Here is a 12,526-nt window from a genome sequence, read left to right on the forward strand (position 1 = left end):
CCCATTGTCTGTTGCCAATTGCTTATTGATTTAAGTTGTTACAGATTTTCTTGGCAATAGAAGGTCCTTCATAAATAAAGCCAGTCCACACTTGCAACAGGTTTGCGCCCGCTTTTAATTTTTCCTCTGCATCTGCTGCAGTAAAAATGCCACCGCTTGCCATAACAGGCACTTCGCCTTTTAATTTTTGTGCAATGTACTCTACAATTTCTGTACTGCGTTGCTTTACGGGCAAGCCACTAAGGCCTCCGGCACCAATGGCGGTAACAATGGAAGCGTCTGTTGAAAGTCCGTCACGACTGATAGTTGTATTGCTTGCCACCAGTCCATCGAGTTGAATTTCTCTGGCAAGATCAATCACATCATCCAACTGCGATTGTGTTAAGTCGGGTGCTATTTTTAATAGAATAGGCTTTTGAATATGTTCATCAGGCTTCAGTTTCAAACGCTCAGCTCTTAATGTTTGCAAGTGCGATAAAATTTTGTGTAACGAATCTTTCTCCTGCAATTCACGCAAACCAGGAGTGTTAGGACTGCTCACATTCACAACAAAATAATCAACGTAATCAAACAACTCATTGAAACAGATCTCATAGTCTTTCCATGCATCTTCATTCGGCGTTACTTTGTTTTTACCAATGTTGCCGCCGATAATGAGCCGGTAGTTGGTAGTTGATAGTCTTGAATCATTACTATCGGCTTTTTCTTTCCATGTTTTTAAACGTTCAGCCACCACCTTCACTCCTTCATTATTAAAACCCATACGATTGATGATGGCCTTATCTTTTGGTAAACGAAAGAGTCTTGGCTTATCATTTCCATCCTGGGGCTTAGGTGTAACGGTACCAATCTCCACAAAACCGAAACCAAGTACTTCCAGTTCACGCAGGTACTTTGCATTTTTATCAAACCCCGCTGCAAGTCCCACACGGTTTTTAAATTCAAGTCCCCAGCTTTCATAAGACAGGTTCTTTGAAGTTGGTTGAAAACTACTGGCTAAAATTTTTCTGAGAGGGCCGATCGAACAAAAGAAACGCAGAGCATTCATGGCGAAATAGTGCACTTTCTCTGCATCAAACATGAAGAAAAACGAACGAATCAACTTGTACATGGCTGCGAAGATAAAGTTCAAAGACGGATCAGAAATTAACATGAATCATTTGTGTAGATTTCTTTTGAAATGCTACCTTTGAATTAGAAGGTTGCATAAACAACTATTTAACGATTGAACCTAAAAATATTACTATGCAGGAAGCATATATCGTAGCCGGTTACCGCACAGCGGTTGGAAAATCAAAAAGAGGAGGGTTTCGTTTTACTCGTCCTGACGACCTCGCCATTGATGTTATTAAAGGTTTATTGGCGAGTGTGCCCCAACTAGATCCTAAACTGGTGGATGATGTGATTGTAGGTAACGCAGTACCGGAAGCTGAACAGGGCTTGCAGGTGGGCCGCATTATTGCAGCACGTGCCGTTGGTTTTCATGCGCCCGGGATGACGGTGAACCGTTATTGCGCCAGTGGTTTGGAAACAATTGCTATTGCCAGCGCCAAGATCAGGATGGGAATGGCAGAATGTATTATTGCCGGTGGTACGGAAAGTATGAGCATGGTGCCAACAGCAGGTTGGAAAACGGTGCCAGCTTATTCTATTGCCAAGGATGAACCCGATTATTATTTAAGCATGGGTTTAACCGCTGAAGCTGTGGCAAAAGATTACAATGTTAGTCGTGAAGACCAGGATCTCTTTGCCTACAACTCTCACATGAAAGCAAAGGCTGCTATTGAAAATGGTTATTTCAAAGGCGGCATACTTCCAATAAATGTGGAAGAAGTAGCGCTTGATGCAAAAGGAAAAAAGCAGACAAAAAATTATGTGATTGATACCGATGAAGGAGTGCGTGCCGATACAAATACAGAATCATTGGCAAAACTGAAACCTGCTTTTGCAGTTAACGGAACAGTAACTGCAGGTAACTCATCACAAACAAGTGATGGCGCTGCGTTTGTATTGGTGATGAGTGAACGTTTAGTGAATCAACTTGGGTTAAAACCAATTGCACGTTTGGTGAATTGTGTTTCGGCAGGTGTGCATCCACGTGTCATGGGCATTGGTCCTGTTGAAGCAGTGCCCAAAGTGTTGAAGCAGGCGAATATGAATCTGAATGATATCGATCTCATAGAATTGAATGAAGCTTTTGCATCGCAGGCATTAGCAGTCATTCGCACACTCAATCTCAATCCTGATATTGTGAATATTAACGGTGGCGCTATTGCTTTAGGTCATCCATTAGGTTGCACTGGTGCTAAACTCACCATACAGATCACACAGGATATGAAACGCCTCAATAAAAAATACGGCATTGTTACTGCCTGTGTTGGTGGCGGCCAGGGCATTGCCGGTATTATTGAAAACATTGCATAAGAAATCATCACTTCGTTTTTATATAGCCCCGTTCCAACGGGGCTTTTTTGTTGCGGTTCTTTCTTTCCGCCGCCGTTAAACTTTTTGTACATTCATAGTCTAAGCTTTCAGCAATACGCTCATCAAACCAAATCAACTATGGATCGCAGGGAGTTTCTTACTGCGGGTAAAAGATCCGGAACTGCTTCTCCGGGCATTTCAAAAACTCAAGCAAGAACTTTTTCTGGCCTGAATCCTTATAACGGTCCGTGGACAAAAAATGAAGTGGTGCATTTACTTAAACGCACCATGTTTGGTGCAAAGCTTTCCGACATTTCTTATTTCGCTTCCAAAACAATGAGTGAAGCAATTGATGAATTACTGAACCCCACTGCAGCATTGCCAGCCCCACCAGTAAAAGATTATGATGGCGTAACCGGTGCAACTACTCCCGATAACGATGTAGCTGCAGGCAATACATGGATAAACAGTGTAAATAATGATGGTACCATTCAAAGCCGAAGAAGAGCTGCATTAAAAAAATGGTGGATGGGTTGCATTATTCAACAGGACAGAAGCATCCGGGAAAAGATGACCATCTTCTGGCACAATCATTTTGCAACGGAGACGGTTGATGTAGGCAATGCGAATTTTATTTACAAGCATGTCAATCTCCTTCGAACAAAATCATTGGGAAATTTCAGGCAGCTGGTTCGGGACATAACGCTTGATCCGGCAATGCTCATTTATCTTAATGGACGTTTGAATACTGCAACTGCTGCAGATGAAAATTATTCACGTGAGTTGCAGGAGTTGTTTACACTTGGTAAAGAAAATAATCCCAACTATACCGAAGCTGATGTAAAAGCTGCTGCCAAAGTACTTACAGGTTGGCGTGTTGATAGTAACGTCAATACATTTCCATCTTTTTTCACATCATCACGCCACGATTCAACCAATAAAATCTTTTCTTCTTTTTTCGGCAATACAGTTATTACCGGAAGAACAGGAACAACAGCAGGTGATCTTGAACTAGACGATCTGCTCAACATGATCTTTGCAAAGAATATTGAAGTGTCACGCTTTATAGCGAAGAAACTTTATCGCTTTTTTGTTTATTCTGAAATTGATACAGCTGCTGAAACAAATGTTATTGATCCTTTGGCGACCATACTTCGGAACAACAACTGGGAAATAAAACCTGTACTCAATGCATTGCTCAAGAGTGAACATTTTTTTGATACATTGAACCAGGGAGCGATGTTAAAATCGCCCGTTGAACATGCTGCTGCTATTTGCAGGGAATGGTCTGTTGTATTTCCTGATGCTATAACAGAATATGCTGATGCATACGGTATGTGGAATTATGTGATGACGGTTGCAGCAAACAATCAACAGAACTTAGGCGATCCACCAAATGTTGCAGGCTGGCCTGCTTATTACCAGGTTCCGCAGTTTTATGAATTATGGATCAATACAGATACACTTCCAAAAAGAAATCAATTCAGTGATCTGATGATCGGTAATGGTTACTCTCGTAATGGAAAAAAGATTGTAATCGATGCAGTTGCTTTTACAAAAATGTTGGGCAATCCTGCTGATCCAAATTTATTGATCAGTGAATTGTTTGATATGTTGTTCCGTATTCCTGTTTCGCAACAATCAAAAGATCAATTGAAGAAAGATTTTTTGTTGACTGGCCAGGACCAGGATTATTACTGGAGCAACGCATGGAATATTTATATCTCATCACCAACATCAGCCAACTACAATATTGTAAATACACGTTTGCGTGGATTATTTAAATACTGTATGAACCTTGCTGAATACCAGTTGATGTAATATCAAAAACACGAAATGAAAAGAAGGAACTTTTTACAGAACATAATACCGGCAGCGATCTTACCATTGCTGCTGGATGGTTTTTCTTTTCGTGTGTTGGGCGATAACCCGGTGATGAATGCATTACTGAATACCTATGTTGAAACCGATCGTGTATTAGTGATCATTCAACTCAATGGTGGTAATGATGGATTGAACATGGTGATACCATTGGATCAGTACAGCAACTATTACAATGCAAGAACAAATATCGCTATTGCACAAAACAAAGTATTAACGTTGACTGGAACAAATGCTGTTGGATTGCATCCATCAATGACAGGTCTTCAAACTTTGTACAATAGCGGTAAGCTTCGTTTGGTGCAGGCTGTTGGTTATCCTAATCCAAACTTTTCACATTTCCGGGCAACAGATATCTGGATGAGTGCAAGCGATAGCGATGAGCAATTGACTTCGGGCTGGGGTGGACGTTATTTGAATGATCAATATCCAAACTATCCTGTTGGTTACCCCAATACCACTGTACCTGATCCGTTAGGAATACAAATTGGTTCTTCCGCATCACTTGCATTCCAGGGACCAAGTGTAAACATGGGCATTAGTATTTCAAGTGCTACTAATTTTTATAATCTTATCAACGGCATACAAGATCCTGCTCCTCCAACACGTGCTGGTGATGCTTTGCAATATGTTCGTTTGGTAGCCAAGCAATCAAATCAATATTCAACACGAATTTCTGCAGCAGCTGCAGCTGTGCCAACACAGGGAACATACCCAACCAATAACACGTTGGCCGATCAACTGAAGATTGTTGCACGTTTAATAAAGGGCGGATTGAAAACAAGAGTGTACATGGTAAGCATGGGCGGCTTTGATACACACTCGGCTCAAACAAATACAGATACATCAACAGGAAATCATGCAACACTTATGCAACGTTTAAGCGATGCAGTGAAAGCTTTCCAGGATGACCTGGTTGGTTTAGGAATTGAAGACCGTGTTATGGGCATGACCTTTAGCGAATTTGGCCGAAGAATAAAATCAAATGCAAGCACAGGAACCGATCATGGAGCTGCAGCGCCATTGTTTGTGTTTGGTTCAAAAGTAAATCCAGGTATTTCTGGTGTTAATCCGACTATTCCCACCACTGCCACGGTGAATGATAATGTGCCGATGCAATTCGATTTCCGAAGTGTGTATGCAACTATTTTACAAAACTGGTTTTGTGTTGATAGTACAACACTTGACACTATCATGCTGCAAAATTTTCAGCAACTTGGTCTTTGTGCAAGTGGCAATTGCAGTGCCGTAACTGATGTGAATGATCTTCGTAATGCAGGCATCACACTTATTTCAAATTATCCCAACCCTTTCACTACTTCAACCACCATCAGCTTTACAACAAAAGGCGGACATACACTGGTGCAGGTGATGGATGCATTAGGTCGTGTTATCCAAACTCCAGTCGACAGAAACTATGCAGCGGGCAAGTACCAGGTGACCTTTGAAGCTTATGCATTGCCCCCCGGCGTTTATTACATGCGCTTTCAAAATGGTAGTATTCAGCAGGTGAAGCCCATGTTAAAGGTTCGTTAGGCATAGAAATTTTTTTTGGAAGAAAACCATCGCTGCATATATTTGCAACGTTGTTTCAAAAAATGAGCATGAGGAAAATTATACTTCTGTCGGTGTGTTTACTGGCAATTATTCATTTGTCGGCGCAAAATAAAACAGTTGATTTTAACGGAACTGTTGTGAATGCTATTGATAAACAGGCATTGCAAGGTGCTAATATTTTTATACCTGATCTGCGCAGGGGAACATCGGCTAATGCAAATGGTAAGTTCAACATGAAGCAACTTCCTGTTGGCTGGCATTTGGTTGAAATATCTTACAGCGGTTTCACCAGCATTATTCTCAACGTTGAATTTAAAAATGATATCGAAGAAACGTACCAGTTAAAACCTACCGTTGCAGAACATAATGAAGTGGTGGTAACAGGTGTATCATCGGCAACCTCATTAAGAAAAGTAACAACACCTGTTGTTGTTATGCGCAAGCAGGAATTATTTCAAACAGGATCAACAAATATCATTGAAGCGTTAACAAGAAAGCCGGGCATCAGTCAATCAAGTACTGGTCCTGCAATCAGCAAACCTGTTATTCGTGGTTTGGGTTATAACAGGGTGGTGGTGATCAATGATGGCTTACGTCAGGAAGGGCAACAGTGGGGCGATGAACATGGTATTGAAGTGGATGAATACAGCGTGCAAAAAGCGGAAATTTTAAAAGGTCCTGCTTCGCTGATGTATGGGTCTGATGCCATTGCAGGTGTTGTAAACTTTATCAGCAATGTGCCTGTAACAGAAGGTAAACTAAAAGCCAGCCTGTTCGGTAATTATCAAACCAACAACAGGCAAAGAGGTTTCTCAGGAAATATTGCGGGAAATAAAAATGGATTTTTGTTTAATGCATATGCATCAATGAAAGATGCGGCTGATTATAAGAATGCAGAAGATGGTTATGTATTCAATTCAAAGTTCAATGAACGAAATGCAGGGGCCATGCTTGGGTTGAATAAAAAGTGGGGCTACAGTCATCTTGTGTTCAGCACATTCAATCAAAAACTTGGTTTGGTAGAAGGCGAACGTGATAATGATGGAAAGTTTATTAAATATGGCGGGACTGCATTGGAGGCAGTTGCAACAGAAGATGATTTTAAATCTGTTGTCCCATCTATTCCTTACCAACATATCACACACGAAAAATTAGTGAGCGATAACAGTTTATTTATTCGTGGTGGTAAACTAAACCTGAATGTTGGTGTGCAGCGTAATCAACGCAGGGAATATGGTAATGCAGAAGTTCCGGCCGAACAGGAATTATATTTTGATCTGAAGACGATCAACTATAATGCGCAATATCATCTTAAACAGATCAATGACTGGAAATTTTCATTTGGACTCAGTGGGATGAACCAGCACAATACAAACAAAGGTGCAGAAGCTATTATACCCGATTATAGTTTGAGCGATGCCGGTGCATTTCTATTCCTGCAAAAGAAAGCAGGTGGTTTTGATTTCAGTGGGGGTATTCGTTTTGATAACCGCACTGTGCATGGCAAAGAATTATTGGATGGCCCAACGATAAAATTCAATTCGTTTAAACGCAACTATTCCAATCTTTCTGCAAGTGCAGGCTTTACTTATGAGTTTCCGAAAGCTGTATTGCTTCGCTTTAATGTGGCAAGAGGTTTTCGTGCACCAAACATGGCTGAGTTAAGCAGCAACGGTGCACATGAAGGAACAAATCGTTTTGAAGTAGGGAATAATGATCTGAAATCAGAAATAAGTTTCCAGGCCGATGCGGGCATTGAACTAAACAGCGAACACGTTACACTCACGACTTCTCTTTTTCATAACAGTATCAACAATTACATCTTCTTCGAAAAACAATCATCAGTTGCGGGCACTGATTCAATTGTTACAGTCGATGGTGAAAATTTTTATCTCTTCCGTTTCGTGCAGCAGGATGCACGATTGTATGGTTTAGAACTTTCACTGGATATTCATCCGCATCCGTTAGACTGGCTGCACTTCGAAAATTCATTTTCATTTGTCCGTGGATTATTAAGAGAACAAGTTGGAGGTAACCGCAACATCCCATTCATGCCTGCAGCAAGAATATTAAGTGAATTAAGGTTTGAACTTTTTCATGGTCAGCAGAAAGCATTGCGCAATGCTTATTTTAAACTGGAACTTGATCATAATTTTAAACAGGCGAATGCATTCACCACTTATAATACAGAAACGGCAACTTCATCATTCACTTTGCTGAATGCAGGGGTTGGTACCGAGTTTCAGAAAAAAAGCAAAACAATTGCTGCTGTTTATTTCGTAGCATCAAACCTGGCCGATGTTTCTTACCAGCATCATCTGAATCGCCTGAAGTATGCAGGTGAAAATCGGGCAACTGGTAAAACAGGTGTGTACAATATGGGTCGCAATTTCAGTATCAAATTAAATGTTCCACTTGAATTTAACTGGAAATAAAACTCATTTGCGGAGTATTGGTTTCCATTGTAAATTCATTGCATGGAATTGTCCATTACAACCCCTGCATTATTATTCCCGGCCATCACTTTATTGATGCTGGCTTACACCAACCGGTTTTTAGCCATTGCATCACTGGTAAGAAAACTTCACGATGAATATGTGAAAGTGGAAGATCGTAATCTGCTTCACAAACAGATCAGCAACCTGCGCACACGCATCAGTCTTATTCGCAACATGCAGGCATTGGGCGTGTTGAGTTTTTTACTTTGCATCATTTGCATGTATCTTATCTTTCGTGGTTTCGATGCTGCATCAAAATGGGTCTTTGCTTTAAGCCTGTTAAGCCTGCTCACGTCGCTTATCTTTTCCTTATTTGAAATTATTCTTAGTACAAAAGCAATTGATCTGGTATTAAGCGATATGGAATTAGAACGCCCGAATCTTTTCAAAACGTTTATGGATAGTGATGATGTCTGAACCATAAAAGTTTAAAGGATTAAATTGAGAATGGTTTTTATCAGTGTTCATCGATGTTATGTGTGAGCAATAAAAAAACGAACCATTGCTGATTCGTTTTCTTTGATAATTATCGACACTAAAAATTTAGTCCTTCTTTTCGTTGAACTTTTTTTCTGTTGCTTTTGCTTTTTCAAAATCAAGGATCACGCCATTAATGCAGTAACGTAAACCTGTTGGTGGCGGACCATCTTCAAATACATGGCCTAAGTGCGCTTTGCATCTGCCACACTGTACTTCAGTCCTTGCCATACCATGCGTATTATCCGGTGTGTAAATAATTGAACCTTTGCTGATGGGTTCGTAAAAACTCGGCCAGCCACAACCGCTTTCAAATTTTGTATCACTTTTGAATAAGGCGTTACCACAAGCCGCACAATAGTAAGTGCCCACTTCATCAAACTTTTCAAACTTACTTGTCCACGGACGCTCCGTTCCTTTTTGTCGTGCTATGTAATACACATCGGAAGGAAGAATTTTCTTCCATTCATCTTCGCTGAGATTTACTTTACTTGAATCATTTTTAGAGTAAACCGGGTTTTTCTTTTCTTCACTCATAATATTCTTTTTTTCTTTTGATTGGGTTGATTGCCCTTCGCAGCTAACAAATGTAAGCTGGGCAAGTACAAAAATCACCAGTAACCGCTTCATGTTCTTTTTTTGATTTGTTTTATAAAGTTACGAAAGGGAGGTTGCTAACGGATGTCTGCCAAATGACAGTCTTTTTATCTTAACAAACCCTTGTGTTAAACAAATTGCAATCAAATTAGGTTCAGTTTGCAGATTTTTAAACGATGCTGTTTATATTTACAACTTCATCAAGCTTACATTCTGCTATGTTTAATTTGATCTTATTTGGCCCTCCGGGCAGTGGTAAAGGAACCCAATCAGAGAAATTAATTGAAAAGTATGGTCTAAAGCACCTGAGCACAGGCGATTTGCTGCGCAGCGAAATTGCAGGACAAACGCCATTAGGTCTTGAAGCAAAAAAGTTGATGGATAAAGGACATTTGGTGCCCGATGAAGTGGTGATCGGCATGATCAGTTCAGCACTGGAAGCCAATCCGCAAGCCAAAGGTTTTTTATTTGATGGTTTCCCACGCACAGTAGCACAAGCGGAAGCTTTGGATAAATTGCTGAAGCTGAAAGGCACCCAGATCCACGCCATGATCTCCATGTTGGTAAGTGAAGAAGAACTGGTGAAGCGTTTGCTCAACCGTGGTAAAACCAGCGGCCGTAGCGATGATACAAATGAAGAGATCATTCGTGCAAGAATTGTAGAGTACCGCACCAAAACTTCTGTGGTTGCTGACTATTACAAGCAGTTTGATAAACTGGCTGAAATTGAAGGCGAAGGAACAATCGATGATATTTTTGAATCGCTGCAAAAAGAAATTGAAGTTCATATGGAAGCATAAGCTTCCGTCAGAAAATAAACTAAGCCTCGCAATAAATGCGGGGCTTTTTGTTTGCAGCTGTTTACATTTGTTATAGATAAATGATCACTGCATGAAACAATGTGTGCTTTTCTTGTTTTTATTTTCCGCTGTAAATTCTTTTGCCCAAAAAACAAAAGAAGAATCTGCAACTGAAAAATTTGTGTTGAGGCTTCATGAAAATAAATTTCGGTGGATGGTGAACAAGCAATTTGATTCGCTCAACGCAATACTTGATGAGCGTGTGCAGTATGTTCATTCGAACGGATGGACGGAAAACAAAAAAGAGATCATTGAAGACATGAAAAGTGGTAAGCTCACTATGACGAGTGTGAAAGTGACTGAAGCAAATGCAAGAGTTTACAAAGGTTTTGTGATCGTAAATGGAAAAGGCGTTTTCAGTGTGTTGATGGATGGAAAACCGTTAGACATTTCCTTGCTATATACTGAAGTGTATGCAAAGCGGCAGAATGGTTGGTTATTGGTTAGTCGCCATGCAAACAGAATGAACCCATAAAACTATTTTATGAATCTTGAATTAACCGATCAACTTTTTGTTGTAGGTGGAGCCACGAGTGGCTTTGGAAAAGCGATAGCACATCAGTTGCTTGATGAAGGTGCTGCTGTTATTGCAGTGGCAAGAAGCAGGGATCAATTGCATGAATTATATGATACGCATCGCAAAGCTGAAGTGGTGGTGGGAGATATCACACAATCATTTACGATAGCACAATTAAAGCAACAAGTGGGTGATCGTCCATTACATGGCATATTGGTAAATGCGGGGGGGCCACCAGCGAAAACTGTTTTGGAAACAACGTTGAATGATTGGGATGATGCCTATGCGAAAATCCTTCGCTGGAAAGTTGAACTCACACAAACTTTTGTGCCTTCTATGATCAATGCAGGTTATGGCCGCATTGTTTATATTGAAAGCAGCAGTGTAAAACAACCAATTGAAAATTTAGTATTGAGTACATCACTCCGTTTGGCGGTTGTTGGTTTTGTAAAAACATTAAGCCAGGAAATTGCCAAGAGTGGTGTTACATTAAATATACTTGGACCGGGTAGTCATGACACACCGGCAATAGATCGATTGTATCATAAAAAAAGTGAGCAAACGGGTTTGCCTTTTGATGAAGTGAAAGCAACAGCCATCAACCAAATGCCTGTTGGTCGGTTAGGCGATCCAAATGATTTTGCTGCATTGGCACTTTGGTTGTTGAGCAAACAAAGCGGATTTGTAACCGGCCAAACGATTATGGTTGATGGTGGAGCGGTGCGTTCAACTTTATAACAACTCTTATAAAAAAATAAAAGGAGATACAAACCGTATCTCCTTTTTGTTTTAACAGCATCCGATGCCGCCGCAGCAGCCGGGATCATTTTGATTGTTGTTCATGATTCTAAGGTTTATGAGTGAAAAAAAGAATTAGCAACAGCCGCTGCCTGGTGCACAGCAGGAAGGCTTTTGTGCAAATACAGTAATGGAGAAGATGCCTGTGTAGCCTTGTTTGAAATCAGCTAACTCATCTTCGTTCAAATAATTTTTCAGAATATCATCAGGTATCACAATTGCTTTTTCTTTTTGAATAGTGATGTGTTCAAATCCATTTTGTTTGATCAGTTCGAGATAAACTTCTTTCTGAATGGCACCTGAAACACAACCCGCATACATCTCAGCATCTTTGCGTAACGCCTCAGGTAAATTTCCAACTAATACGATATCAGAAATGCTGAAATGACCACCTGCTTTCAACACACGTAACATTTCTTTGAATACGCCATCTTTATTCGGCACAAGATTCAATACGCAGTTGCTCACAATTACATCGGCAGTACCTGCAGTTACCGGCATATGTTCTATATCGCCCTGACGGAACTCCACATTATTCAATCCTCTTTTTTCTGCATTGCTTCTTGCTTTGTCGATCATAGCCGGTGTAAAATCAATACCGATTACTTTACCGGTTGGTCCTGTTTCCGCAACGGCAATAAAACAATCATTACCTGCACCGCTTCCAAGATCAATAACTGTATCGCCAGGACGGATCTTTGCAAATTGGGTTGGTAAGCCACAGCCTAATCCCAGATCGGCATCAGGATTATAACCTTTGAGATTGGTATAATCATCGCTCATGATATTGTATACTTCAGTGGAGCAACCACCTGCACCACAGCAAGATGATTGATTGGTCTCTTTATCCTGCAAGGCAATTTCACTGTACTTCTGTTTTACAATTTCTTTCAATTGTGTTTCTGTTGACATTGTTG

General features: G+C 40.5%; 11 protein-coding genes. 8 read left to right on the forward strand and 3 right to left on the reverse strand.

The annotated features are described in order from the left end of the window. Positions 1–22: 22 nt before the first annotated feature. A complete protein-coding gene (locus ACO1QW_RS06605; protein ID WP_486256852.1) occupies positions 23–1,111 on the reverse strand; it encodes a quinone-dependent dihydroorotate dehydrogenase in 1,089 nt (362 codons plus the stop codon). 134 nt (positions 1,112–1,245) lie between these two features. Here ACO1QW_RS06605 and ACO1QW_RS06610 point away from each other — a divergent pair, with 134 nt between their 5' ends. From ACO1QW_RS06610 to ACO1QW_RS06630, 5 genes are all read left to right on the forward strand, one after another. Then, entirely contained in the window at positions 1,246–2,424 is a 1,179-nt protein-coding gene (locus ACO1QW_RS06610; RefSeq protein WP_486256854.1) for an acetyl-CoA C-acyltransferase, read from the forward strand. Between the two features lie 138 nt (positions 2,425–2,562). Then, the gene (locus ACO1QW_RS06615) at positions 2,563–4,245 is read left to right on the forward strand and encodes a DUF1800 domain-containing protein (protein WP_486256856.1); all 1,683 of its coding nucleotides are present in this window, start codon (positions 2,563–2,565) and stop codon (positions 4,243–4,245) included. A 15-nt stretch (positions 4,246–4,260) separates the two neighbouring features. Continuing rightward, the gene (locus tag ACO1QW_RS06620; protein ID WP_486256858.1) at positions 4,261–5,841 is read left to right on the forward strand and encodes a DUF1501 domain-containing protein; all 1,581 of its coding nucleotides are present in this window, start codon (positions 4,261–4,263) and stop codon (positions 5,839–5,841) included. A gap of 68 nt (positions 5,842–5,909) precedes the next feature. Continuing rightward, positions 5,910–8,297 (forward strand): TonB-dependent receptor, encoded by a 2,388-nt coding sequence (locus tag ACO1QW_RS06625; RefSeq protein ID WP_486256859.1) that lies wholly within the window; start codon positions 5,910–5,912, stop codon positions 8,295–8,297. A gap of 42 nt (positions 8,298–8,339) precedes the next feature. Beyond that, on the forward strand, positions 8,340–8,777 hold the full coding sequence (locus ACO1QW_RS06630; RefSeq protein WP_486256861.1) for a DUF2721 domain-containing protein: 438 nt from the start codon (positions 8,340–8,342) through the stop codon (positions 8,775–8,777). Between the two features lie 126 nt (positions 8,778–8,903). On the opposite strand, the gene msrB is transcribed toward ACO1QW_RS06630, so the two are convergent. Next, entirely contained in the window at positions 8,904–9,467 is a 564-nt protein-coding gene (gene msrB / locus ACO1QW_RS06635; protein ID WP_486256863.1) for a peptide-methionine (R)-S-oxide reductase MsrB, read from the reverse strand. Between the two features lie 185 nt (positions 9,468–9,652). Between msrB and ACO1QW_RS06640 the strand changes: the two genes are divergently transcribed. From ACO1QW_RS06640 to ACO1QW_RS06650, 3 genes are all read left to right on the forward strand, one after another. Beyond that, on the forward strand, positions 9,653–10,234 hold the full coding sequence (locus ACO1QW_RS06640; protein ID WP_486256865.1) for an adenylate kinase: 582 nt from the start codon (positions 9,653–9,655) through the stop codon (positions 10,232–10,234). Positions 10,235–10,325: 91 nt separating this feature from the next. Beyond that, positions 10,326–10,769, forward strand: coding sequence for a nuclear transport factor 2 family protein (locus ACO1QW_RS06645; RefSeq protein ID WP_486256867.1), 444 nt, complete (start codon positions 10,326–10,328; stop codon positions 10,767–10,769). Between the two features lie 9 nt (positions 10,770–10,778). Further along, positions 10,779–11,549, forward strand: a complete 771-nt coding sequence (locus tag ACO1QW_RS06650; protein WP_486256869.1) for an SDR family oxidoreductase — start codon at positions 10,779–10,781, stop codon at positions 11,547–11,549. A gap of 135 nt (positions 11,550–11,684) precedes the next feature. Here ACO1QW_RS06650 and ACO1QW_RS06655 read toward each other — a convergent pair whose 3' ends face one another. Then, a complete protein-coding gene (locus ACO1QW_RS06655) occupies positions 11,685–12,521 on the reverse strand; it encodes an arsenite methyltransferase (RefSeq protein ID WP_486256871.1) in 837 nt (278 codons plus the stop codon). Between the last annotated feature and the right edge of the window lie 5 nt (positions 12,522–12,526).

The sequence above is a fragment of the Lacibacter sp. genome (assembly GCF_057361365.1).